The organism is Acidisarcina polymorpha, from assembly GCF_003330725.1.
Lineage (GTDB): Bacteria > Acidobacteriota > Terriglobia > Terriglobales > Acidobacteriaceae > Acidisarcina > Acidisarcina polymorpha.
Genome location: NZ_CP030840.1, coordinates 6695312 through 6720415 on the forward strand (window position 1 = coordinate 6695312; position 25104 = coordinate 6720415).

Consider the following 25104-nt stretch of genomic DNA (forward strand, 5'->3'; position numbering starts at 1 on the left):
GGCTATTTCGCAGGGCGGGTACTGTTCGCACCGAATGAACTTGTAGTGAGCGGCGAAACTCTAGAGACCTCCCTGCCCGTACTCAGCGTTTATGTCCATCCTCTTAGTCGGCCTACCGGTATAACGTCACTACTTTTCAACGCCCAATTGCAGGCAGAAGATGTTTGCAGCCCTAAAAGGAGAGTTGCACAACATGTCCATGAATCCAACTATGAAGGCGGTAGTCATCTACGAGTATGGCAGCAACGATGTCGTCCAGTACCTCGATGTTGAGCGTCCTGAGCCGGGCTCTGGAGAAGTGTTGGTCAAAATCCACGCGGCGGGTGTGAATCCTGTGGACTGGAAGATCCGCGATGGAGCAGGCGAGCGAATGGGCATGGCTCTGCCCATCTACCTCGGCGGTGAGATCGCCGGGACCGTGGAAAAGGTCGGTGAGGGCGTTAAGAATTTTCGGGCAGGCGATGCAGTCTTCGGCACGATCAAGTGCGGTGGCTTTGCCGAGTACGCGGTCACCAACTCAGCAAACCTTGCGCTCAAGCCTGTCAGCCTGGACTTCGTGAACGCGGCGGCCGTGCCGCTGGGCGCGCTAACGGCATGGCAGGCTATGTTCGAAGTAGCCCAACTCTGCAGCGGACAGAAGATTCTGATCACCAACGCTTCGGGGGGTGTCGGCTCGCTTGCTGTTCAACTCGCCAAGGACCGAGGTGCGCAGGTTACTGGCATGGCATCCGGGCGAAATGAGGAGTTCGTGCCGAGCTTGGGCGTGGACGAGTTCATCGACTACGAAAAGCAAGCCTTTGAAGAGGTTGTTAACAACATGGACGTGGTGTTCGACACCGTAGGTGGCGACACCTTCCAGAAGGCATTCCGCACGTTGAGGAAGGGGGGCTTCCTAGCGACGGTGGTTGCGTTTCCCAAGGACGAGGCGCAGAAGTACGGTGTGAGCGTCGCGCGGGTCCAATGCAAGCCCAACGCTGAACAACTGGGCCTCATCCGTGAACTGGTAGACACGGGCAAGCTCAAGGCGCATATTGCCACCGTGCTACCGCTCCGGGAAGTCAAGCAAGCCCTTGAGCTTTCTGCTGCTGGACGCACGCGCGGAAAAATCGTCCTGGAGATCGTAGCCGGCTCACTATAAAGGCATACCCTGAAGTGATGAACGCAGGCATGGAGACGGTGAGATTTCTCAAGAGTAATGGTGGCACTTAGTTATTTCTTAGGACGGCTCTGACTAAGTGCTTTTTGCTACAGCGCATTCCGCAAACAAATATCCGACCGCCTATTGGGCTGCCAGTTTGGGGGCAATTTAGACTACGCACTCATCAAGGGCAAGGCGCTGCGCACGCGAATGGTTGCTGGGAAGATGCCTCCAAGTTTCTGGGTCATGCTGGACGAATCTCTGGCCGAAGGCACGCATGAGTTTGCGGAATCAGTCAATGATGGGCCTTGGGGCGCGGCGTGGTCAGCGAATGCATTCCTGAGATGGAGCGAAAGTACAGGATGGACGCGAAGCCGAGCGGACGCCTTCTAACAGGACACTCCTCGGGGGGATGGCCGACCTTGCAGCTGGAAATCAATCACCTGACATCTTTGGAGGAACTTGGTCTACAGCGCCGGACCCAGTCGACCTCCACGATTCTGTCGGTGTAGATCTTTACTTGCCCGGCGCGAATCTGTACCGCCGTCCGGATCAAACAGCATATCCATGGATGAGGGAAAATGGCAAAGTAGTCGCGACCTCCTAAGCCGTGATCTGAAGAAGGTCGAGGGCCAAGAGTTCACGCTTCGCATCCAGAAGAACAGCCAGGACTCCGTGAAGGTCACCGACGAGGAGGCCATCCCGACAGCGTATCGAAGGATCGAGGCGAGGATCGACGGCGTCCTTGGGGAAACCGTCCTTTCGCTGCTGCCGGAAGACCTGAGGCAAAACCCTTGAGAGGTGTGTTCACGAAGCCAAACCTGACTCGGATGCAATCAAGGCTGCTGCTTCAAGACAGGAAGAAGTGCCGGGAGCCCACGTCCAACGCGGGTCCCATCTCAGGGCCGCCTAATAAATCCCCTGATTGCTACAAGCTAGGCGCTATACCTTCGTTGGAAGTTTCCGCTGCTCTCTTGCTTCTCTTGACAGGCTGAGCTCCATTAGCAATGGCAGACTTTTTTGCTACTGCCCAGCGCTTCACCTGTGCGTGCCTGACTCGTTCTCGCGCTTCGGCACTCATCCTTTCTTCGGTTTCGCGGGTGTCGGCGCCGCGACGGACACCGTCTTCGCCGGCCTGCCTGGCTTGCGGCGAACGGGTACGTCGAGCGTCAATAGTACAGTTCTTGCTTGCTGCAGACGTGCGATCTCAGCATCAATCTGAGTAAGAATCGATTCGAGCACGATTACTCCTTCGTATTTTGACAATCAAAGATCAGCGGACTTCTGCGCTGGCGTCGGCTACCGATGGATGGAGCCTTGGTGAAGGTCTATTGAAATGATCTCAATCAGACCCTTAACCAGCAGTGATGACTGGACCTCTTCCAAGAGTACCCGAGGTATAGGCTCCGCTCATAATGTCGGACTGAAGCTTTCACAGGCCGTCTGGGTCTGACAAGCTCAAACCAGCGCTACTACCCCAACATAAAGGGTGAGAGCCCAGAACAACACAATTCGCTCTTTTGTTCGATGCGGTTCGTTATGCGCACAATTTGCATCTTCGCTATTTTGCACCGTCGGGCTTCCGCCTATAATGGCGCTCATAGAGTCGCAACAGCGAGCAGAGTAGCTCATCCGCCTTGGATGCCTCCATCTTCATGCAGGTGCTATGAAAACGATACTTCTAGTGGATGCTGATCTTGTCTCTTCGACGGGATTGCAGCGCACTCTTCGTGGCTTCGGCTTCTCGGTTCAAATCGCTGAGAACGCGGAAGCTGCCCATACCGCCGTGAGCACGACAAGATTCGATCTGATCTTGGTCGACTTTGACCTAAGCATACCGAAACAGCCCCGGGCGCAAGTAACCTCCGGCACAGGATTGGTTCGCGAATTGCGAGCGGCGAAGGTGAACACTCCGATCTTGATGTATACGGCGCTTGAGGCCGAGTGGTACGAAACGGCGTCTCTCGATGCCGGTGCAGATGACTTCATCCTGAAGCGCGCCCCGAAATCGACGCTTCTCTCCCGCATTCATGCGCACCTTCGACGTTATGACCGTGACGTGAGAAAGGCCCCAAGCAGCACGCGCCGGCTTGGCATAGGCCGGTTTGTACTCGATCGGACCGCCCGGGTTCTGGCTGTTGATGAAAAGCCGATCCCATTGACGGCGAGAGAAACCGAGCTACTGGAGTTATTGGCGGCGAACCCGGAACGGGTGGTTCCTACCCAGGAGATACTGGATAAGCTGTGGCAGGAAGGGGACAAGAAGTCATCGGCTGCGCTGAACAGCGCACTGAAGCGTTTTCGCCAGAAACTTGATGAAAACCAGATACAGGATCTGGTTGAGAACGTGAAAGGTCGCGGCTTCAAATTGGCTCCCTCAAGCCTAAGTCAGAGCTCCTGATCAATGCACCGTCAAATGGCTATCGTTTTGGACGTTGAGTGCGCTTCCTTGTTTTCGTGTCGCTCTCCCATAAGCGCTCAGCTTCGACAACCAACACGCTGAGCCTCACATTCAACAGTGTGGCCAAATCGTGCATGGTTCGCATTGTCGCGCTCTTTGTCCCTCGCTCGATATCGCCGATATAGCGCAAGCTGTAGCCAGTTGCGACAGCCAAATCCATCTGCGACAAACGTTGCTTCTTCCTCAACACCTGCAGAATCTGGCCAAATGCCTGCTCTAATGACGCACTAGGACGTTCTTCTCTTTTGGCCACATAGCAATGCTTTCTAAGTGGCGCCGCCAGCGAAGGCACTATAGTGCCTTTTGTTTGTGGCACTATAGTGCTTATGGCCTGACTCCAGCGAGCACCTAACCAGTCTCGCGCGCCAGGCTCAGGGGCGCGAAGAGATCAATAAACCTCGTAACCAAAATATATTTGCTGGGCCGTTCGACGAAAAGGGCGCGAATGACAGAGCTGAGGATCTCTCGGGTGAGTACCGAAAGCAGATCGCCCCTCATGGGCTCATATCAATCGTTGCATTCAGGGAAGCCGGGCTGGTCAAATCTCGGCGAACTATCGTTTCTTTTGTGGTCGAGTCGGGAGCCCCTCGGCGTACGACCAGAATTGCCCAATCGACAACTTGAAGTAGCTGCTGACCGCTGCCATTACATCGACGGTCACATTCGCAGCACCGCGCTCAATTTGTCCGAGGTAATTGGTGCTATAGCCAAGGGCCGAAGCCAAGGAGACCTGCGACAGTTCTCTCGACACACGCAGCTCTGTGACGGCACGCCCAAACACCTGACGTGGAGTCTTCGATTTGCGGTTCTCGTCAGCTCCGACCGGTTTGCCCACCCTGTCATGGTTGCGCGGGACGGAGACTTCATAATAACCACTATAGTTGTGTATATCCCTTTGAGGCAACTATAGTTGCTGATTTGCCACGAGCTTTCACTTGCAAAACTTCACATAGAAACGAGGGCCCATGAAGTCGATGCTGCTGGTAGACAACGATGAGATTGTGGCGCCCGCTCTTCAACGAAGCCTCGGAAAGTTCGGCTTCCATGTGACGATCGCAGAATCTGCATGCGCTCTTCACGACCTTATCGAGCGCGAACAATTCGATGTAATTCTGGTGGAGTTCGACCTCATGCCCAAGGGGAACATGTCTCGGCCGAGCGTTTCATCATCCGAGCCAACGACCTGCAGCGGAACCGGTCTGGTTCGGGAACTGAGGGCAGCTGGTGTCATGACCCCAATCATCATTTACTCGTTCCTTGAAGGTGAACCGTACGAGACGGCCTCTCTCGACGCGGGAGCAGATGACTTCATTCTTAAGTCAAATCCCCTCTCGGTGGTCTTATCACGGCTACATGCTCATATCCGACGCCAAGAAAGGAATCTCGGACTCTCCTCTGGATCAGACCGTAGAGTGGCTATTGGCCGGTACACCTTGGATCGTGAGACGGCGATCTTATTAGCCGAAGAGAGGCCGATCGCTCTATCGCTTCGCGAGTGCAGGCTCCTGGAGAAACTTGCGACGAACCCCCTCCGGGTGTTCCCCCAGAAGGAACTTCTCGATGACGTATGGGGAAATGAGCTTCGACGCTCTCCAGACGCGCTTAACGCGTGTATTAAACGTCTCCGTATAAAAATGGAGAAGAATGGCCTTGCCGATCCCATCGAAAGCGTTAGGGGGAGAGGCTGCAAGCTCTCGGCTTCCGTAGTCCGCAGAATCACCAAGCCTGATGCATGATTCTGTGTTTCCAAGCAACGGTTTCGCCTGCCATGATCCGTTCCTCCGCACCGGGCATTCTCAAGCAACCGGAATGACGTGTGGTCAACGACGCAGTTCCTGGGTTCGTCGCAATCCCTACGCCGACTGAGGGAAGACCATTGGTCGAGACTGCCACTGCGCTCGGTGGTGACAAGGCTTGGTCATTCACCGCGATGCTCAAACGCGTCACGGGAAAGATATCAAGCCAATAACCGGCGAAAGATCAGGCCTGAGCCCCCCAAAACACGCTAATTTCGGACTTTCTTGGTTTGTGTGGCTTGATCATGTAATTCCAACAGCATGCGCTTCAGCCCTTTAGATCATGGGCTGAAGCGCATGCTGTTTGGTGGCGCAGTTACCGACTAACCCACGCTGCGACCAACCCCGCTTCGGATCTTTCCGGCTGCTCTAATACATATCCGGAGCCCTGAGGTCTAGGTGCCTTCCATATCTGCCCTCCGCTATCCCCCACCTCTCCACACTTTCCCTTCCCGCTCCGAGAACACGCCTTGATAGTGGCGTGATTCCGACGACCTGCCCTAAAACTCCCCAAATCTGAAAATGCCGCTTCTACCCGATGAAGCGCGCACATCCAGGAGCGCGTCTGTGAATTCCCCAAGACTCTTGTCATCGCAAAGCCCTCGGGATCTCGAGGCTATTGTCCTCGAGCACTACACGTGGCTGCTTGACTGGGCGCATCAGCTAACCCGCGGGACCTCAGAAGAAGCCGAAGATCTGGTGCAGGACCTGTTTGTCCGCTTTATGCGGATGAAGAATAAGCCGGATCTTCCGGATGATGACCAGGCCCGCGCGTATCTCTATAAAGCACTTAGAAACCTCTTCCTCTCAAAACGGTTACGGCATGGCCACGACGCCGTAGCTGGCCTCCTGGTGGTCGATTTCGATTCCGTAGCGTGGGCCATGTCCGCAGTTGATCGCAGCAAACTACTGTACGTACGCAGCGATCTAGCCCGCATCTGTGAATACGCCTGCATCCGGCGCAAGTCGAGTCGTGTAGCCGCGGCCTTAATCCTTCGGTTCTTTATTGGCTATCTGCCTACGGAGACGATGGCCATTCTCAAGTCGAAGCGCGCCGGAATTGACACTCTGACGCAGACGGCGAGGCTTGAGGCAAAAGCCTATCTGGAACGGCCGAGTGTGCTTCGGTTTCTCGACCGCAGCGACAAGCGGCCGCAAGCCTCGTCGAAAAATCTTCCCGAAGAATCCGATGCACTTTTTGCGGAATTGCTCCACAGGATCTTCGCAGAACCGGAAGGTCAATGCTTTCCCGCCGGCGTTCTCAAAGACCGCTACGGAACATCGATAGAGAGTCCCTTTAGCACCGATGAGATCGCCCACCTGGTCAGTTGCCACGCTTGTCTTCACTTGGCCACCGAGATACTGGCCTTACCCGACCTGACACTGCAGTTCCTTCCCGACATCCCCTCGTCGGGAGAGGCCGGACCGCCAGCAGCCTGGTCTGAAAAAACTGATCTGAAAAAACTCCGGCGTAAGCTTCGCGAAACCTACGAACACAGGCCGTCGAAGCTTCAGATCATCGTCGATGGAGTAGTGCGAGGAGTTCAGACGATCACAGGAGCTTCCAGTAAGGTTCAGATTGCACTTCAGCCTCTCTCGAAGCCCGGCTTTGTCGAGATTCTCAGTGAACAGGGATTAGGGCTGCTTTATCTCGATCTCCAACCGGATGAGACCGGGCTTCCAAACACGCAATACGCCGAGGTCGAGCTGAGCGACGGGCGGCAACTCTCTGTTTCGCTCACTTGTAGCGAGGGGGTGCCGGTGGTCCATGTCTCCTACTACGATCCATTGTTCGAACCGGAGGGCGAAGGCCCTCCCTCGGGGGCTGCGGAATCGAGTAAAGCTCTGGTGTCAGTATCGTCTCTTAGCCGCCAGCCCTATCTGGGAGAAAGAGGCCCCCACAGTTGGCTTGATCGGCTGCGGCATCGGTTGCGTCGCTCGTCGCGACTGATCGGGACTTTTGCTGTCATCGCATGCTGCACGATGGTTGCTCTGCTAGGGCTTCTAGACCAATCAAGAGGCAAGAAGCCCACCCTGGACGCCTTCACACTTCTTTCCCGGTCCGAGGAAGCGCTGAGAACCTCAACGCCCGCGCATGGAGCCGTCCGAAGCAGATTCGACCTCGAAGTCACCGACAGCTATGGTCACACAGCAAACGACCTTGAGGTCGAGGCATTGCGCAGTGCCGATCGGCCCCTGCGAGTGGTCCGGCTGCGTGCACAGAACGGAACGGTGGTGGCAGCGCAAGAGATCAACGCTGCGGGAAAGGAGAGCGAATTCTCAAATCACCACGCGCAGTCGTCTCTGAAAGCTGAGTTCGAAACCGTCTCCACAGATGGGGTCTGGCAGAACGCGCCAGATGTCAGAAGCTTCGAAGACCTAGCGGCCGGCGCAAACAACGTCTCCGTCATCGAGGTGAAGGATGGGTACGACATTGGGTTCAGGCGAGCCGCGACAGTGGACCGGCCAACCATCGTCGAGGCGACCCTACACATCGCGTCGGACTCCATGCGACCTGTTGCGGAAACCCTGGAACTACAGCAAGGAAACACCAGACGGAAGTACCGATTCAGAGAGGTAGCGTATGAAGTCGTTCCTGCTTCGGAAATTCACGACGCCGATTTCCGGCCGGCTTCCATGTCAGAGGCCACGCATCTGTCGACGCCGGAAGGCGGCAACGCCACAACAGATACCGCGCAACTCATACTCCAGATTCTGGAGGCTCTGAGCAAGCAGCAGCAACCGGTTCAGGACAGCATCGATGTGGAACGAGGACCGGACGACAAAGTGACGATCAGCGGGGTGCTTCCATCGTCGTCAGAAAAGCAAGCCTTCATGCGATCGCTGAAATCGGTGCAAGGGTTCAACACGCTCACGATGGACTTGCATTCCCTGGAGGACCAACAAACAGCCGAATCCTTTGCGGCAAAGACTTTGATGGTGAGCAACCCAATTTCGATCTCGGATGGGCGTATAGCGTTAGACGGCGTGCTGCGAGATCCGCTGCAAGCGCAAGGCATCGAGGGTTCTGAACTGGACACTCGCGTTCACGCATCGGCGGCTGCCCTGGTTGAGGCTGGCGCGGAGCTTCACCGGGAAGCCTGGTTGGCCGACCAGATAGCCACAAAGGACTTTCGAGCAGACGAGTTGCAGGCCATGCGGCCAGATAAGCGGGCGAGATGGCTTGCCTTGCTCAAACTGCATCTCGATGCGTGCGCAAACCATGCGAAAGTGATTGCCAAGTCTTTAGATCCCCCCTCTCAATCGCAGGATTCGATAACAGCGACAACGGCCGCCCAGCCGTTCCCTACCGTGACTGACTTCCAAAATGGATTCACGGCTCTCGTTCGAGTCACGTCGGAGCTGGACTCTTCTCTAGCCTCAGGATTTGCAATCTCGCCCGAATCACAATCGCCTTCCGTCACTTCCGCTGAGTTGGAAGAGCTCATCACTAACCTCCAAGCTGAGGAGCGCAGGCTCGAAGCCACCGTCGACCGCCTCCGCAATGCCATCCCGCAGCGAAGCAAGACATAACACCAGACCTTCAAATTCATGGCTCATCGAGCTCGAGGATACCTATGCGACTGAATGTGACGCTTTGTCGAACTTTCGCTTTCTGTATAGCACTTTTTCTGCTGCTTCAATCTTCTCAACTCGCAGCATTTGCGCAGGGCGCCTCAGCTGGCCTCTCGATTGCGGTATCCGATCCCTCAGGAGCGTTGGTGCCCGACGCCACCGTGGTGATCCGCAATACGGACACCAATCAGGAGCAGCGCGCGAGCAGTGGCAAGAGGGGGGCGAGTCAGTTTTCGTATCTGAAACCAGGTCCCTACAAGATCATCATTTCGAAGTCTGGATTTGTCGACCTAGCCGTAGACAAAATCCTGCTGAATCTTGGGGACGAAAAGGTCCTGCAGTTTGTCTTGAAAGTTGGCTCGGCTGATCAAACGGTTACGGTCGATGGCAGTGGCGCGACGATCAACACTATAGATGCCTCGGTCAGTACGGTTGTCGACATACAGTTCGTAGCCAATATGCCGCTCAATGGTCGCAGCTTTCAAGACCTGATTCTGTTGACGCCCGGCGTGACCACCAGCAGTCCGCAGCAAGGTGGATCGAGCGGAGGCACGGGCGAATTCAGTGTTAACGGGCAGCGTACCCAGTCACATGTGTATATCGTCGATGGCGTAAATGCCAACACAGGAGGAGGTACCACTGGCCAAGGAACGCCGGGAACTAGCGGCAACCTTCCAGCAGCTACTGCGCTGGGGACGACCCAAAGTTTGGTATCGGTCGACGACCTCCAAGAGTTTCGTGTAAGCAACTCAAGCTACTCAGCAGAATATGGTTTATCTCCAGGTGGCCAATTCTCATTCCAGACTCGCTCTGGAACTACCGATCTTCATGGCTCAGCTTTTGACTACTTGCGGAATAACGATTTCGACGCGGATAACTGGTTCAACGACAATACAGAGCCAATCACCAAAAAACCCGCTGAACGCCAGAACGATTTCGGAGGTACCCTTGGCGGTCCAGTTTGGCTTCCCGTCATTATATGACGGAAGAAATAGGTCCTTCTTCTTCTTCTCGTATGAAGGTCTTCGCCTCGCGCAACCTCAGGCTGCAATAACTACTTATGTCCCGTCCGCGTCGCTGCGCGCAAGTGCGCCGGCTGCGCTTCAGCCTGCACTCAATGCTTTTCCTGCGCCAACCGGTGCCGCGCTCGCTAATGGCCTCGCGCCTTTTGTCGGCGCATCTTCCTCTCCGAGCAGCCTAGATTCGACGAGCATCCGATTTGATCAACAACTAGGCCCTCGGCTCAAGCTTTTCGTCCGCTTCGCAGATACCCAAAGCATCACAGAATCACGAAGTACATTAGGTTTATCCCAGGTTGAGCGCACATCTCAGAGCAACTATACGAGTACGTTTGGGGCCACCGTCATCCTCTCTCCGTCGAGTACGAACGACTTCCGTTTCAATTACACATCGAGCACGGGCGCTGGTTCAAGCACGATAGACAACTTCGGAGGGGCTCAACCCGCGAACCTATTGCAACTTCAGGGCATAAACCCGTCTGGGGGACCTGCATACGCATCTTTCGCATTGTACTTCCCAGGGTACGAAACAGCACTGACACAGTATCACGATAGCCAGCCTCAAGACTCTCTGGATATCAACGATAGCACGACCGTTGCACTTAGTCGGCACACACTAAAGGTTGGCGTGGATTTCCGCAGGATCGCATCAGCACTCGCTCCGTGGTCCCCACTAGTCGAAATACTGTTCAACAGTTCCGCCGGGGTACTCAATGATCAATCGCTATATGGCGCATCTGAGATCAAGGCAGCTTCATACCCAGCGTACAAAACTTTTGCCGCCTATATTCAAGATGAATTAAAAGCTAGCCAAAGACTTAATCTATCGCTCGGACTGCGTTGGGAAGTAGATCCGCCTCCGGATTCGACGAACGGCCCTTTGCCATATATCGTTGTAGGCAACGCCAGTGTCCCTTCCAGTCTGAGCCTCGCGCCGGAAGGTAACTCCTTCTGGCAGACAACCTACTACAACTTTGCCCCGCGGATTGGTCTCGCGTACAGTGCCAACAATAAGCACGGCTCTGAAACAGTCATTCGAGCAGGCGGCGGAGTATTTTTTGACGCGGGACAGCAACAATCAACGCAGTCTTTTGTAAACGGTATAGGGAATGTCGCAGAGGCACTGTATTTCGGTGCAAGTTATCCGCTTACTCCTGCTCAAGTGAATGTCCCGTCCACCAATCCCCTCGCAGCGCCATATAAGGCTGAAGGGTATTACTATCCGCAGCACACGCAACTTCCGTATACATGGCAGTGGAACCTGAGTCTCGAGCAAGCGCTCGGAGCTGCCCAAACCTTTACTTTGTCCTATGTCGGCAGCAACGGCCGACGGCTCTTATCGCAACAAGAACTCGCGACGGCAAGCGCCTTCCCGCTTGGAGTTTTGATTCAATCATCTGACACAACCTCCAGCTATAACGCCTTACAACTCAAATTTCAGCGAACTGTCAGCCGCGGTTTGCAACTTTTGGCGTCGTACAACTGGGCTCACTCTATCGATTTTGGATCGCAAGACGTTGCGTTTGCGCAAATTCGTGGCAATTCAGATTTCGACATCCGGGATAACTTTAATCTTGCTGCAACCTACGAGGCTCCTAAAGCAAAGTCCGGCGAATTGATAGACGCAATCGTCAATCAGTGGTCGTTCGATACCCGTTTCGCTGTCAGAGGTGGATTCCCGGTCATTCTGGATGGAAATGCTATCACCCTCTCCAACGGTCAGGAAGCATTTCAGGGATTAGATTTAGTTCCCAACACGCCCATCTATCTCCGTCTCCCCGGCCTGCCCGGAGGTCGGGAGGTTAATCCGGCGGCGTTCTCCTTGCCCACTGGCACCGCTTACGGAGACGCGCCGCGCAATTTCGTACGTGGTTTTGGGATGAATGAACTCGATCTGGGTATCCGCCGGACGTTTCCACTTGTTGATCGATTGAACCTTCAGTTCAGAGCAGAGGTCTTCAATCTTTTGAACCATCCTAACTTTGGATATATCGAGCCTCTCTATGGCAACCCGCGATTCGGCCAAGCCACCAAAACACTGAACGAAAGCCTAACCAACCTAAACTCGCTTTATCAGCAAGGCGGCCCTCGCTCAATACAGCTATCGCTACGGCTTGAATTCTAGTCGTGGACAAATCAGTCCTAGTTTAATTCTAACTTTCCAATCATTCTCGGAGCTTTCGATGATAAATCACATGGCGAGGTGTCGTGATCTGTTCCTTGCTAGCATAGTTGTCTGCAGCGCCCAACAGCCATTGGCGACCAAAGCCCTTCCGTTCACGGTGAAGGACTCGATCGAAATGACTACTTTTAGCGATCCAGACACTCGGCTCTCGAATGCCGAGGGTCAACGAGCGCCGGACGGCAAACACTTTTTCATAATCACTACCCGCGGGATTCTTCGCACAAACCAATTGGGATCAATTCTCTGGTATATTTCTGCAGGAGATGTGAAGAGCTATTTGCACACACGCTCCGCTCTCGCGCCGAAACCACACCTTTTAGTTAAGATACTTGGAACTCCGAAAGCGCAACAGACCGACTCCTATGGTTCCCTAATTACTCAGGCGCGGTGGTCTACAGATTCGAAGACTATTTTTTTTCTTGCTGAGCAACCCGATGGCCATCGTCATCTTTTTCGCACAGGTCTATCTGATAAGAGGCCTACTGATTTGACTCCAGGGAAAATGGACGTCTCCGGATTTAGCGAGGCGGGAGGGACAATCGCGTATATCGTCGCTGAGCATCCGCTACCCCCAAAGGTAATCGGAGGACGGATAGACGACGCGTCCACAGACTTGACAGGGCTTTCTTTGTTTCAAATCCTGTTTCCGAAGACGTTTCCAGACGAATCCTCACTATGGCCTGCACTCGATCTCTGGGTCCATTTCAGAGGTGTGAACAGAAAGGTGAACGCAGGCGGCAAATGGTACTTTCCGGCGTCCGCCAAAGGTCTCCGAGTGGCTGTGTCGCCGAACGGCAGGGCTTTGATTGCGGCCCGGCCCGTTCCCGAAGTCCCCGTGGAATGGCATCGATACAAAACGGCTAATGATACGTATAACTTTTCCACGACTAGTACAGGCACGGACCCTTCCGGAAGACAATTCACCTGGCCGTGGCAATACATCTACGTCGATCTTAGCAGCATGAAGGTCGTCCCCCTCGTCAATGCTCCATCCGGATTTATTTTTGGCTACCGTGATTCACTCGAGGCTGTTTGGTCGCGGGATAGCGCGGCCGTATTGTTCACGAATACCTATCTACCACTTCAGAGCACCTCAGGGACGGCTAATGTACGAAATGAAGTCGCGTGCGCTGCTGCCGTATACACGGTTGCGAGCAGATCCCCTAGTTGCGCAGTTTATACCGAATATCCAAAAGGAATAGATGGTGTTGCATTTGGCCGGTCAACCGACGAAGTTCTTCTTCATTGGAAGGGCGAAAGCTCCGCTACTACGGAGGCCTATCGAAAGGTGCAGCAAGAGTGGAATCTGGGATCCGAAGTTGTCTCTCAAGAAGAGCCGCAATCAGAGCTAAAACTATTCATCCGGCAGGATATCAATGAGTCCCCCAAGTTGTGGGTATCTGACCCGCGGACTGTTGAGGAGAAAGAATTGTGGGATCCAAATCCGCAGCTCTCGTCGTTCGATCTTGGACGAGCCTCAATCTACAGTTGGAAAGACAATTCCGGCGGCGAGTGGCGCGGTGGCCTGGTGTTCCCGCCTAATTTTGTACGAGGACATCGATATCCTTTAGTAATCCAGACTCACGGCTTCCCTAATGAGCACGAGTTCCTAGTGGACGGATCATTCACTACGGGCTTTGCGGCGCGACCATTGGCGGCCGGCGGGGCGATGGTCTTGCAGATGGGAAGCCGTTCGGGTAGAAACTCCGGTTCAGCCAAAGACGAGGCACGCATACAGATTCTCGGATTCAAATCCGCCATCGATCAACTCGACCGAGATGGACTAATCGACTCCTCTCGAGTCGGCCTCATCGGTTTCAGCCGTACCGCCTGGTATGCAGAGGAAGCTCTCGTGCTTGAACCTCACCTTTTTCATGCCGCCAGCATCATTGATGGAGTCGACCAGAGCTACATGAACTACATGCTGTTTTCTCCCGAAAACCCTTGGGGTGCAGTCGATGAGGAAGCAGTTAATGGTGGAAAGCCCTTTGGATCTGGACTTCAGTCCTGGACAAAGAACGCAGCCGGATTCAACCTTGACAAAGTTCAAGCCCCCGTCCGTATTGAAGCTCTTGGCGACACTGCGATTCTAGAAGAATGGGAGATATATTCGGCTTTGCGTCAACAAGGCAAGCCCGTAGACCTCGTGAATCTGCCGAACGCCCAGCACATATTGCAGCAGCCGCAAGATCGTTATGCCTCGCAGCAAGGGAACGTCGATTGGTTCCGATTCTGGTTGCAGGGATATAAAGATCCCGATCCGAGCAAGAAGGAGCAATATGTGCGGTGGGATAAGCTCCGACCTAAGTAGCATTTTGGCTGACACAGACTTCCGGCGGTCTCTCCAGACTCACTTGGGGGCCGGGTCCGTGAACTCTGCCCCCTTGGTGAGGTAACAAGCTATTCGTCGGCGGGATATCCCCCGACGGTCGCAGGTTCGAGAGGATTTATGCTGTCTGGCATATTGCCGTTGAGCTTGCCGCCTTGGATTAGCAAGGTCGCGTTGATTGAGTTGAGTACTTTCGGTGCGATGTATTTCATGATTGACCTCTTTTGTTTCTGAATTTCCACGTGTTAGCCTTCCCGGTGAAAGCTCGGCCGCCACGCGGATCTTTGTCACTCCTGCATCAGGAGTTGAAATCCGCTTGCCCAAGTGTTTTTGCGGGTCGCCTCATCCACAACTCCAACTGAATGGCGAGCAGAAGATGCTGGCTGGTTGAACAGGAGAGAGCATCGAACTTCGCAATCGAGGACTGAATGTCGATCTCGTCGACATATCCGAGGTCACTCAACCGCGATGAACTCACCAGAGACAATAGCTTGGGTTTGTTCTCCGTAAGGGCTACCGGAGGACCCCGCATTATGTAGGCCTTTCTCTTACGTTCCAATACCTCGACGGGGACGATTTTCTGTAGCGCTCTACGCATCAATAAACGTCTGCGGCCCGGACGCATGAGTTGATTTGCGGGGACGCGAAGAAGAAAGTCCGCGAGCTCTCGGTCAAGGAACGGATACCGATACTCTCTTCTTGCAAGCAAGCGCCGAGACGGCAAGATTAAGGTTTCCATGATCGACCACCACACGAGTCCGTTCTCGATAGAACTCGGGAGATAGCCGATCCTTTTCCAAGAGGTTCCTTGAAACCGCAAACGTACAGCCCGCTTACGAAGTGATGCCGAGAGCCAACTGGGGAAAGCCACCGGAGTTCGCGACTGCCTGATATAAAGTCGGACGGCGAGAGCCCCCGCATCGCGAATGAGATGGACCAAGGGGACTCTGTTTGAAAGTCCCCACTCAAGACCTTGGCTCAATAAGGTACTGAGTTGTAGAGATACCAAGGAGTCAGCCAGCTCAGGAAGAGGATCAGGCGGTCCCCCTAAGAGCTCATCGCCGCCGATGCCGGAAAGCATCACGCGATACTGTCCGACGGCAAGTTGATCCTCCAATTTGGTTTCGGCGCTGAGGGTTCGTCCGTCGGGTCCCGGCCAGACATATTCCATATCCGGCGGTTCAAAGGTAGCGCCTCTTGACGAAACTTCGATATGCAGCCCCCTCTTGCCTCGAGCCCGTTCGACCGCGACGAAGTAGGGCTTTTCATTCCAATTCGGTTCAGAATCGTCGTAATACGAGATGGTGTTGATGAGGTCGGCAGGGGTTGCGCCTTGGGCCTTACGTACATGGTCCGACATGCAGACGATCGAACTTGAGTCGACACCGCCGCTCAACTCCGCTAGGATTGACGCTCCCGGGCCCGTTCTCCGCTCCACTGCCTGCTGAAACAGCTGAAAGAAGTGCTCATCATATGCCGCGTCCGTGCCATAACGAATTCTCTCTCCCACGGTCGGATCCCAATGAAGCTTCTGCGTCACAATTCGTTCTCGCACGACAAGATAATGTGCCGGTGACACCGCGCGGACATTTTTGTATGGGGTGAGATCACGAATGGGTTGAGATGAGAGATAGGCTGCGGCGAAGTTCTCATCAAGGCCGTGATCGTTGCGTTCCGCCAGCAGGGGCTCCAAATGAGTTGCCCAGACTATATCTGCCTTCGTCAGTTCGTAATAAAGGGTCCTGGTCCCCGCATGATCGCGCGCGAGATACAGCGCCCTCTCCGCGAGAATCCACAACGCGAGCGCCCAGTCTCCCACAAAGCGCGAAAAACAGGTCTCTCCCCAGCGTGAAAACGATTCGAGGACGATCATTGAATCCGGAGTGTGCTCCAGCTTGAGGTCCAGCAAACTGCAAAGCTCGGCGGAGTTATCAAGACGCCCATCAAACGTGACCATAGCTCCTTGCAAGTCTGTCCCAGGCTGAGACTCCAACCACGACCGCTGATGCGTGTGGTAGGGCTGGAAGCCCATACCAATTCTTCCCTTGACCTTCAGAAACGTTCCATCTGGGGCATACCGATCGGTTGTCGACGCCATGCGACGCAAGAACGGCTCTTCAACAGAGTGACCTTCAGCCTGGCGAATTCCGAACAAAATGCTCATCCCAGTTCCTCACACTTTCAGCAGCGCTCCAGCACCTGATAAATGTCGGCCATGTATGGCTTGTCGTTCACGACAGCGCCACCAATCTCAACCCATGCGTGCGATGCCAGTGGCACAATTTGCGCGCCAATCACCATCTCCGCGCTCCATCCATGCCGGCGCAGGAGCAATGTCGTGGTACAGGAATGCTGAAGACACAAGACACGCTTGAAATAAAGAACGCACGCGTAATCCACTGCTCGGGAAAGGAGCACATGGGGAACGAGATCATTGGGTTTCGCTTCGATGACGGGTTGCCGGCGCACGATCTCGTGCATCTTCTTCAGCCCCTGCCTGCGCATGACCCATTCGAGATGGAGCAGGATGATCCAGCTCTCAATGACATACCGCTTCATCTTGACCTCCTGCAGGCTGCGTAATGCCAAGCTCCCGCGACAGGAACGCAGTTCTGCGCGCAAGAGACTCTACACGGACCGAAAACGGCAGCGTGGGCATGTGACCCCTCTCGTCGCTGTAATCAACAATCACAGGCGATCTCTGAGCGGGGCAATTCTGAAGACGGGCCGCCATCTTGCGAACGTGCGCAGGATTGCAGCGATCGTCTCGGTCACCCGCGACAAACATGGTGGGAGGATAGTCGACTTTGACTTCGACGCGGTGATAGGGGGAATAAGAAAGGAGTGCTTGAAAGTCTTCCGGATCTTCGACTGTGCCGTATTCATCGCGCCATCGTGCGGCCCGATCGAAGTATTCGTAGCGAACCATGTCCAGGAGTGGGGCGATACAGAGGACCGCACCGAATAAGTCTGGCCGCTGCGTCATGGCGGCAGCCACCATCAAACCAGCGTTCGAGCCGCCAAAAATACCAAGCTGCTTGGGCATCGTGTTCCCGCAATTGCAGAGCCATTCTCCGGCGGCGAGCAGGTCATCAATGCCGGTTTGCCGATTTCGCTTGGATCCTGCTTCGTGCCATCCTTTGCCGAACTCACCTCCGCCCCTGATGTGCGCAAGCGCAAGGGTCGCGCCGCCTTCCATCAGGATTGTGGCGAGAACCGAGAATTGTGGAGTGATCGGAGCACCAAAGCCACCGTAAACGGTAAGAATGACAGGAGCCTGTCGTTCTGGGAGCCGTTCAACCATTCGGACGAGCGTGATCGGAATATCCGTGCCGTCCTTCGCAGGAAAGACATGGCGAGTCACCGTGGAGGCGAGGCTCCGTTCTCCGATCGAACGCTGATGAAATACTCGGGATCTACCTGCAACGCAGTCGTATTCGAAAATAGTCGGCGGCTGATGGAATGATTCGAATGCATAGAAAAGCGATTTCTCGTTGATGCTTCGATGTGGCAGCAACGTAATTGTCCCGCCTTCAGGGGTGTCGACTGAGTCGAGACGTTTTCCGTTCAAAGTCCAGCAGGAGAGAGTTGATGCATCATAGTCGAACTGATTCGCGTAGATCCGGTGGCCAGCAGCCCCCATCTGGCGAATAGGTGATGCTCCGCTGCTGATGACCGTCCGAATCTTCTTACCGTCAGCAGAAAACTCCGCTACTTCGCTGTCCTCATCCCCCGTCGCATAGCGCGCGAAGATGCGCCCTTCATAAAGGAATGGATGAAAGGATGGATTCTTGTCGGAGAACACCTTGACCCATTGTGGTGCCGGACCCAGAGCCGCAATAAAGAGATCGGTAACCAGTCCCGAACTGCCTTCGTGAAGCCAGATGGCGCCGAGATGTGTCGTGTCCGCGGTGAGAATCAGCCGACTCTCGCCGGTCCGGGGTGCGCGAAAGATCACCCGTCCGCTGCCAATTTCACCGAAACAATGGAACCTTACGGCATGCTCCTCTTTGCTGATCGGGTTTTCGTGGCAGTAGTAGAAGCCGCCTTCTTTCGGTCTCAACACAAGCCCCCGGACGTAACCGGTATCGAGTTTGTCTTCGAACGTGGTGCCTTGCTTCACATCGATGAAGGCAACTGAGCTCTTGTCCTCCCCGCCGCGTCTCCGTTCGTAAGCCATAAGGGAGCCATCCTCTGATATCCGATAGATCGAAACGGAGGAAAATGCTCCCTCAGCCGCCGGGTCAACGAGGAGGCGTTCCCGCCCTGTGGCGATGTCGCGGGTATAGATGCAGCCCTGCTCCTCACCACGACTCCGACGACGATAGAAATACTGATCTTCGAGCCTGGACGGCTGATCGAGCACCTCGACGTCGAGATGCGATCGGATGCGAGCACGGATGTTTTGAAAATTGGGACAGCCCGCGAAGTATTTCTCGCAGATCTGCTGCTGTTCGTGTACCCAGTCATTAGTCTTCGGGAGGCAGCGATCTTCGAGCCAGCGGTAGGGATCCACGACCCTCGCTCCGTGGATATTCTCGACCACCGGCCCGGAGATATTAGTCAACTCTAGTGGCATAGTGCTTCCTCAAGTTCCGGCGCTCTAGCTGCACGATCGATGTACCGTGCGAGGCTGCGAGCATGGGCCTGGAAATGCGGATTATCGCGATCGGAGGAACAGAGCCAGCTCCCCCTTCCGTAGAGGTACGACGCTATGGCGAGGATAGGCATTAGCGCATAAGCCTGTTCGATCTGCGATTCGCTGAGACAGGTGAGCCAGGGCTCGCGGTAGGAACGCTTCACGGCCGGAAGCCATGTATCAGCGTCTTGTACCTCACGCAAGATCTGCGCGCAAATATGCTGGAACGTCAGGAAGGGATTCCCAATCTGCCCTTCTGCCCAGTCGATAAAGAAACATCGCGAATCCGACAAGAGAATGTTCCCGGCATTAATGTCGTTGTGCAGGAGTGCGTCCGGGATACAGAGCTCCTGCATCCTGCTGCAGGCCTCGCGAAGGATCTGCTCTAACTCGCGAAGTCGGAAGGTTCCCAACGGAGCGACCTTTCTCGATGTCTGTCGAGCCATCGTCTCCTCGAGATATTCCCTGATCTCTCGCAAATGAGCTTTGAGAACAGGAATGCTGATGTCGATACAACCCGCAGCTCTGAGCGCGTCTCTGTGTTCTATGCTGTCGATTTGAAGGTTTGCCAGTGTGGCAACGACGCGTCGAACCGACGGCAACGTGAAAGTCTCTGAGAGAGGATGCCCCGCATCCTCCGTAATCCAGGCGTTCCACTCATCACGCATCGCAACTATCGAGGGCAGGTAGCTTGGCAGGCATTCAGCAAGAGCCTTCGTAATGCCAAACTCGTGCTCATTGGGCGGTCCTACCGCCTTCAGCCAGAAAGCTGAGCCATTGGTCGTGCCAACTCGAGCGAGCGCAAATCCACCTCCGGCATTGAGTTGAAGGACATCGTTTGAGAAATCAGAGCTGAGGGCATGCCCACTGTCCGTGATCCAGCGTTGAACTTCGCCCAACCATCCAACAGACATGAAGATATTGCGACGCGGACCAGTCTTTCCCAGGAACGAAATAAGACGATCGCGTTCCGCTTCTGACAAGGGGCTTCGGCCGGTCGAATCAATATGAACGGGACCAAGCGTGCTCCCTGGAACTTCAGACCACTGTCTCACCTCTAGAACCGCCCAAGGTGAGACAGCTTCCGCGCCTGCGAGAAGATCCAGCACAACTGCTCTAATGCCCCACGTTTGCCTAATCAACTCAGTCAGTTGCTTTACATGGCGTTCACCTGGGCGTATGGCGATCCGAGGCAGCGTTGAAGTCCCATTGTCCAGAGCCGCCAGAACCTCACCTGTTCCAGGCAGAATGAGCGCTAGCCGATATTCGATTGGATCCGCCATTTAAAAATCCTTCCCCCGGACAGCCGCTACGCCCACAACACCAGACGTTGCGACTTCAGGTTCTCCATAAAGCGGCCAACGTCTGCAGCAACGACCTCTCGATCAGTGTCTGTCTCACGAGCAAGCTCTGTGATGATGTCGTCGAGGGGCACTTCTCTCTCCAGGCGTTGCCAGATGTACGCCCCGGTGGAGTTAAGGGGAGTGATGGCATTATTTGAGACATCGAGGATGACAGCTCCATCGCGATTAGTGGCATATCGTAGATTGGCCGGAATCATAAACATGGTTGGCAACTCTGTGATGGCAAATCGATGTTATGCAACCACTTTAGCTCCGGTGGTCACCATAGCAAGGTCCGTAGCGATCTCGTGAAAATCATTACGGAACCGATCGCAGCGGGGTGGTGTGAAGTGTCTTTGGATCTCCGTCGGCCCAACTCGATGAGCGAGGAACATTCCATTCGACGGGTGCTACCACACCAACTGTAAGCAAGAGTCTGCTACGGGCCATGACAAGATGCAATTGAAACTAGGTCGCAGGATGCGACAAAGTGAAAGGCCTTCGTAAGGCTCGCTATGGATCAGCGCTACAGTGGCTAGAAGCTAGATCGGTTCTCGCACGCCGGAAGCCAGGCGCTCCCGTTTCTTGGTCTTCTCGCGTTCGCGGCGGCCCCACGCCGACGGTGTTTCATGCATGTGCTTATGAAAGAACCGCGCGAAGTCCCGGACCTCATCGTAGCCGAGCAGGTTGGCAATCACACTCAACTTGGTCGGTGGAATCATACTGAGAAGCGAGTGTGCAAGACCGAGGCGTGCATCGATTTGGCATTGGAGCATTGTCTTCCCAATTTCTTCATTGAACGCCCGCTCCAATGTTCGCATCTCCACACCCAGTTCATTCGCGATCGGCGCCATACGCAATTTCACGTGACCGTGAAAGGTAAGGATGATGTTGTGCATCGCGCGAGCGGGATTCTTCAGGATCGAAGACAGATCCTCTTCGTGCGAAAACCTGAGGGCGCGAATGCGCTCGATCGCTTGCTTCTCTATGGGGGAAAGTTCTTCTGGCACGCGATTCGACACAAAGCGGTCCTCAGGTCAGCAACGCAACACACGCTATTCAGCACCTGGAAAAAGTTCTACGGTCTACAGATTCATGCGGGGTTGGTTGCTATTTGCGATGGCTCTTCCACGGTACTAGCAAGGCCTATCGCGCCGTCACGGAGAACCTCGAGCAGAGTTCCTGCCGACATAACTGCAGTCGTTGGCTGGAATGCCCGACCCGTATCGAGAAGACGCTCGCAACTAATGCGGGAGCGTCTTCACGGAGCGTCTTGCTGGCCATCGATGCACTGGTGCGCCGCTGGCTGGGGACAGAAAAAGTGGGACTCTCATGGCACTCTTCCTCCTTGAATTGCGCGCTGCTCTGTCAGGACCACACCTTCGGTTCTAGCAACAAGGGTAAAGCAGTTCGCTCTCAAAGAAAACTACGCCAATGTTCCGATGTCAACCAACCAAAACGGTCACGCACCTCGCCGCAACAACTGTCGGGGATTCTCAATGGCTCCTTGGTCGGTTGCGCCCACACGCTAAGCTAGTGGGTTTTGGGCTAGTCACGGCGATCTTCGCCGGCGCAATTGCAACCCTCGATCCACTCCTGATGAAATATTTGATCGATACGACATTGCCACATAGAAGGCTTTCCGATTCGCTCCTGATAGTCATGTCCTTGGCTCTATGCTTTGTCGGACGATCTGCCCTGAATGGAGGAAGCGGACTCGTCAGCTTCCGGGTCGCGCAGCTGCTCGCGCAGGATCTTCGCGTGGAGATCATCGCACATATGACACGCTTGTCCGCCGAGTGGCATGAAGGGATCATGGTAGGAGAAAAGCTGAGTCGGATCGATCAGGATGTGCTCCAGATTTCGCAGATCGGAGCTGAGATGGCTAATGCTGTCGTTCGGAGCGTCGTCTTCTTTTTTGTAAATTTGGCCATCATGTTCGTACTTAACTGGAAAATGACGATCGTGACGCTTCCTCTCCTGCCTCTGTTCATCTGGGTTCGATCACGATTCCGCGGAGTGATTCAAGAGCGAGCGGACCAGGCCCAGTCCGACATAGGGCTCGCGTCTGGTGCTCTTGTAGAGCACCTCGGGGCCGTGCCGCAGATCCAACTGCTTGGCGCCGAGGAGGATCGGATTGGACGGACTGTCGACGCGTGGGCTCGCGTGGTGAGGGCGCAATGGGCTCAGCGACGAACGGAGATCCTGTTTAGTATCTCCGTAACGAGTGTGCTAGCCATCGCCATTCTTCTGGTCCTCGGTTTCGGAATACACGAATACTTTCTTGACCTCCTAACATTAGGCGGCCTCGTGGCGTTCTACACCTATGTCACCCGCATCTTCGAGCCGGTATCTACAGCTCTGGAACTATACTCGAGGGCGCAGCGCATGCTGGCCAGCGTTCGGCGCGTGCGAACCATCCTTTCTACTGAGCCAACAGTGCCTGACTTGGGCAAAATCGCAGAGATCAGGCTGCCACTATCGACAGGCCTGCGTTGCGACTTGGTGTCCTTTGCGTATCGATCGAATGAAAATGTGTTGCACCGTGTCTCACTGCAGATCGGAGATCGCGAAAACGTGGCCATTGTCGGCAGGAGCGGGTCCGGAAAATCAACCCTCTCAAAGCTACTCGCCCGCATCGCGGATCCAACGGCCGGAACGGTTCTGATTGATGGTCGTCCCGCGTTTGAGTATTCGTTGCGCGCTCTCCGTCAGACAATCTGCTATGTGCCACAACACCCAGTCCTGTTTTCCGGAACGATAGGAGAGAACTTGCGGATGGCCAATCGAAATGCAACGGACAGCATGCTCCAACAGGTGATCGACATTGCTCAGTTGAGCTCCGTCATGTTTCGTTTACCGAGGGGTCTGGACACGATCGTTGGCCCTGAAGCCGCCGGGCTTTCCGGAGGAGAACGTCAAAGGCTTGCGATTGCAAGAGCGCTGTTGCGAAACTCATCGATCCTCATACTGGACGAATCCACATCTGCGCTTGATCTTCCCACGGAACAAGCTCTCCTACAGGCGGTCGCTGATTATTGCAGAGATACAGCACTGGTATTGATCTCCCATCGCTTGCGTTCCTTGATCTGGGTAGATCGTGTCATCCTTCTCGAAGGCGGCCATGTAGTGGCCGAAGGGACTCACGGTTTGCTTTACAAGGGCTCTAAGCTCTATCAGGCCCTATACGACAACGAGACTGAAGACGGGTAGGTTCCTCGCTTGGGACCAAAGAAGCCTCATGATCTGAGAGTGGACGACGCTACTGGCCGTTGTGAAACACGTTCCACCATGCTGATACTGTAACTAGGATTACCCGCACGATCCCGCATCCTTCACTTGGTTTACCGCAATAGATGATGCATACTTTACGGTTAGATCATGCGAGTTGCAGTCCCGCCGATAAACCAGCATAGCTGCCTCCAAGGATGATTGCGTCGTATAGCATATTCGCATCCACGTTCTAGAAGGCAGCTGAATTGTATTCAGCTTTCCGGATCGGCAGTACGGCGGTGAGTCCTCTTCTGCCTCGTCTAGAATCAGACGGTTCTCTACGTGGGAACGGTCACAGCATAAACTGCCAAAAATATGTGTTTATCCGCCAACTCCTTCTTTGGTGATGACGTGTCAGGCCCTCTCTTGATGCGAAGCAAAGTTCCTTTGCACTTTGCAGTGCACGCCAACTACACGCCACCGCCGTGCCTGTAGGTTTGTGGGACGCGTGGTAGGCATTCCAAGCAAGATCTCCTCACAGAAGGAAAACTCACAGGATGCGGTCCTATGATAGCCATATGCGCAAAGTCACAAACAAAGAACTTCTTTTTCTACTCTTCATTTTTGCTCCGCTCAGCGTGTTCGGGCTCCTGGTCGGTTCGCAACTCCCCAACTATTTTCAAGCCACAGGCTTACTCGGTCATGATGTCTTCTTGGAACCACGCTGGTGGACCGTGTCAGCGCTCATGGCTATTTTCGGAATGATCGGGTTTATCGCCGCATTGATTGTGAAGCAATGCATCGAAACGTTGCTGAAGCGCTACGGAATACAGTAGATTGGCAACCCCTGATAACTATTTCTGAGCGCGAAATAATCGAGGTTGGTGTTGCACTTTCTGAGTCGACGTAGACCGCAATTCGATCGATGGAATCGAGAATGCAATCCGCTTCCTGAAGCTGGCTCGGACGATGCGAAGAAGCGAGAGCGAGCACCTGGCAACCTGCCGCTTTGCCAGCTCGAACTCATGCCGGTACATCTCTGAACACGAAACATTCCTGGGCTAGCGAGTGAGATTCCAGCACCTCAAAGATAGCCCTCCGGATGTAGCTTTCCAAGGCTCACGGTGTCGCGGCCAACTGTGTGCGCAGGTGTCGGGATCCCAGCCGCTGCCAGCCGATTACGCATCATCTCACCAGAACCTGACGTGACGACAGCCCATCAGTAGGACGGGAGCGACGCCAGCAACTCCACAAAACCGGGATCAGCAATGACACCGGATTGCTTTTCTCCCGCGAAGGAATCGTGTTGTGCGAAATGGTACCGATCAAGTCGACGGTGAGAATTCGAGATGTGTTCTCGAATGATGTGGACAGCTCCACGGCCGTGCGTTCAACGCAGGGTCAA

19 protein-coding genes are annotated in these 25104 nt (G+C 54.6%); 10 read left to right on the forward strand and 9 right to left on the reverse strand.

All coding sequences use genetic code 11. The annotated features are described in order from the left end of the window. The first annotated feature begins 193 nt into the window (after positions 1-193). The 3 genes from ACPOL_RS28700 (at position 194) to ACPOL_RS28720 (ending at position 3539) form a co-directional block, all read left to right on the forward strand. On the forward strand, positions 194-1138 hold the full coding sequence (locus ACPOL_RS28700) for an NADP-dependent oxidoreductase (protein WP_201758998.1): 945 nt from the start codon (positions 194-196) through the stop codon (positions 1136-1138). A gap of 567 nt (positions 1139-1705) precedes the next feature. Beyond that, entirely contained in the window at positions 1706-1936 is a 231-nt protein-coding gene (locus ACPOL_RS28710) for a siphovirus Gp157 family protein (protein WP_114210205.1), read from the forward strand. A gap of 868 nt (positions 1937-2804) precedes the next feature. Then, complete coding sequence (locus tag ACPOL_RS28720) at positions 2805-3539, forward strand: response regulator transcription factor (RefSeq protein WP_114210206.1); 735 nt, start codon at positions 2805-2807, stop codon at positions 3537-3539. A gap of 19 nt (positions 3540-3558) precedes the next feature. On the opposite strand, the gene ACPOL_RS36640 is transcribed toward ACPOL_RS28720, so the two are convergent. Both ACPOL_RS36640 and ACPOL_RS33780 read right to left on the reverse strand, forming a co-directional pair. Further along, entirely contained in the window at positions 3559-3915 is a 357-nt protein-coding gene (locus ACPOL_RS36640; RefSeq protein WP_414633327.1) for a helix-turn-helix domain-containing protein, read from the reverse strand. A gap of 237 nt (positions 3916-4152) precedes the next feature. Further along, on the reverse strand, positions 4153-4434 hold the full coding sequence (locus ACPOL_RS33780) for a helix-turn-helix domain-containing protein (protein WP_161571176.1): 282 nt from the start codon (positions 4432-4434) through the stop codon (positions 4153-4155). Between the two features lie 139 nt (positions 4435-4573). Here ACPOL_RS33780 and ACPOL_RS28735 point away from each other — a divergent pair, with 139 nt between their 5' ends. The 5 genes from ACPOL_RS28735 to ACPOL_RS28755 all read left to right on the forward strand — a co-directional run bounded on the left by ACPOL_RS28735 (position 4574) and on the right by ACPOL_RS28755 (position 14486). Continuing rightward, the gene (locus ACPOL_RS28735; RefSeq protein WP_161557619.1) at positions 4574-5335 is read left to right on the forward strand and encodes a response regulator transcription factor; all 762 of its coding nucleotides are present in this window, start codon (positions 4574-4576) and stop codon (positions 5333-5335) included. Positions 5336-5962: 627 nt separating this feature from the next. Beyond that, positions 5963-8929 (forward strand): RNA polymerase sigma factor, encoded by a 2967-nt coding sequence (locus ACPOL_RS28740; protein ID WP_161557620.1) that lies wholly within the window; start codon positions 5963-5965, stop codon positions 8927-8929. Between the two features lie 44 nt (positions 8930-8973). Further along, entirely contained in the window at positions 8974-9954 is a 981-nt protein-coding gene (locus ACPOL_RS28745; RefSeq protein WP_114210211.1) for a TonB-dependent receptor, read from the forward strand. Further along, positions 9920-12115 (forward strand): outer membrane beta-barrel protein, encoded by a 2196-nt coding sequence (locus tag ACPOL_RS33270; RefSeq protein WP_114210212.1) that lies wholly within the window; start codon positions 9920-9922, stop codon positions 12113-12115. Before ACPOL_RS28745 ends, ACPOL_RS33270 begins: the two co-directional genes overlap by 35 nt. A gap of 175 nt (positions 12116-12290) precedes the next feature. Next, the gene (locus ACPOL_RS28755; RefSeq protein ID WP_236657100.1) at positions 12291-14486 is read left to right on the forward strand and encodes a prolyl oligopeptidase family serine peptidase; all 2196 of its coding nucleotides are present in this window, start codon (positions 12291-12293) and stop codon (positions 14484-14486) included. A gap of 89 nt (positions 14487-14575) precedes the next feature. On the opposite strand, the gene ACPOL_RS33785 is transcribed toward ACPOL_RS28755, so the two are convergent. From ACPOL_RS33785 to ACPOL_RS28785, 7 genes are all read right to left on the reverse strand, one after another. Then, positions 14576-14716: a hypothetical protein gene (locus tag ACPOL_RS33785; protein WP_161557622.1), complete on the reverse strand. Its 141-nt coding sequence runs from the start codon at positions 14714-14716 to the stop codon at positions 14576-14578. An 86-nt stretch (positions 14717-14802) separates the two neighbouring features. After that, the gene (locus ACPOL_RS28760; protein WP_114210214.1) at positions 14803-16668 is read right to left on the reverse strand and encodes an asparagine synthase-related protein; all 1866 of its coding nucleotides are present in this window, start codon (positions 16666-16668) and stop codon (positions 14803-14805) included. 17 nt (positions 16669-16685) lie between these two features. Continuing rightward, positions 16686-17063, reverse strand: coding sequence for a lasso peptide biosynthesis B2 protein (locus ACPOL_RS28765; protein WP_114210215.1), 378 nt, complete (start codon positions 17061-17063; stop codon positions 16686-16688). Then, the gene (locus tag ACPOL_RS28770) at positions 17044-19083 is read right to left on the reverse strand and encodes a prolyl oligopeptidase family serine peptidase (protein WP_114210216.1); all 2040 of its coding nucleotides are present in this window, start codon (positions 19081-19083) and stop codon (positions 17044-17046) included. Before ACPOL_RS28770 ends, ACPOL_RS28765 begins: the two co-directional genes overlap by 20 nt. Further along, on the reverse strand, positions 19074-20426 hold the full coding sequence (locus tag ACPOL_RS28775) for a phosphotransferase (protein ID WP_114210217.1): 1353 nt from the start codon (positions 20424-20426) through the stop codon (positions 19074-19076). The genes ACPOL_RS28770 and ACPOL_RS28775 overlap by 10 nt, the downstream gene beginning before the upstream one ends. 26 nt (positions 20427-20452) lie before the next feature. Continuing rightward, positions 20453-20710, reverse strand: coding sequence for a PqqD family protein (locus ACPOL_RS28780; protein WP_114210218.1), 258 nt, complete (start codon positions 20708-20710; stop codon positions 20453-20455). Positions 20711-21028: 318 nt separating this feature from the next. Further along, positions 21029-21508 (reverse strand): helix-turn-helix domain-containing protein, encoded by a 480-nt coding sequence (locus tag ACPOL_RS28785; RefSeq protein ID WP_114210219.1) that lies wholly within the window; start codon positions 21506-21508, stop codon positions 21029-21031. A gap of 514 nt (positions 21509-22022) precedes the next feature. Here ACPOL_RS28785 and ACPOL_RS28790 point away from each other — a divergent pair. After that, positions 22023-23699 (forward strand): ABC transporter ATP-binding protein, encoded by a 1677-nt coding sequence (locus ACPOL_RS28790; RefSeq protein WP_161557623.1) that lies wholly within the window; start codon positions 22023-22025, stop codon positions 23697-23699. A 578-nt stretch (positions 23700-24277) separates the two neighbouring features. Then, a complete protein-coding gene (locus ACPOL_RS28795) occupies positions 24278-24535 on the forward strand; it encodes a hypothetical protein (RefSeq protein ID WP_114210221.1) in 258 nt (85 codons plus the stop codon). Positions 24536-25104: the final 569 nt, after the last annotated feature.

Bases quoted from the DNA above. Each gene is read 5' to 3' on its own strand.
- ACPOL_RS28700 (WP_201758998.1), top strand. From the start codon at position 194: ATGTCCATGAATCCAACTATGAAGGCGGTAGTCATCTACGAGTATGGC.
- ACPOL_RS28710 (WP_114210205.1), top strand. From the start codon at position 1,706: ATGGATGAGGGAAAATGGCAAAGTAGTCGCGACCTCCTAAGCCGTGAT.
- ACPOL_RS28720 (WP_114210206.1), top strand. From the start codon at position 2,805: ATGAAAACGATACTTCTAGTGGATGCTGATCTTGTCTCTTCGACGGGA.
- ACPOL_RS28735 (WP_161557619.1), top strand. From the start codon at position 4,574: ATGCTGCTGGTAGACAACGATGAGATTGTGGCGCCCGCTCTTCAACGA.
- ACPOL_RS28745 (WP_114210211.1), top strand. From the start codon at position 8,974: ATGCGACTGAATGTGACGCTTTGTCGAACTTTCGCTTTCTGTATAGCA.
- ACPOL_RS28755 (WP_236657100.1), top strand. From the start codon at position 12,291: ATGACTACTTTTAGCGATCCAGACACTCGGCTCTCGAATGCCGAGGGT.
- ACPOL_RS33785 (WP_161557622.1), bottom strand. From the start codon at position 14,716: ATGAAATACATCGCACCGAAAGTACTCAACTCAATCAACGCGACCTTG.
- ACPOL_RS28760 (WP_114210214.1), bottom strand. From the start codon at position 16,668: ATGAGCATTTTGTTCGGAATTCGCCAGGCTGAAGGTCACTCTGTTGAA.
- ACPOL_RS28765 (WP_114210215.1), bottom strand. From the start codon at position 17,063: ATGAAGCGGTATGTCATTGAGAGCTGGATCATCCTGCTCCATCTCGAA.
- ACPOL_RS28770 (WP_114210216.1), bottom strand. From the start codon at position 19,083: ATGCCACTAGAGTTGACTAATATCTCCGGGCCGGTGGTCGAGAATATC.
- ACPOL_RS28775 (WP_114210217.1), bottom strand. From the start codon at position 20,426: ATGGCGGATCCAATCGAATATCGGCTAGCGCTCATTCTGCCTGGAACA.
- ACPOL_RS28780 (WP_114210218.1), bottom strand. From the start codon at position 20,710: ATGTTTATGATTCCGGCCAATCTACGATATGCCACTAATCGCGATGGA.
- ACPOL_RS28795 (WP_114210221.1), top strand. From the start codon at position 24,278: ATGCGCAAAGTCACAAACAAAGAACTTCTTTTTCTACTCTTCATTTTT.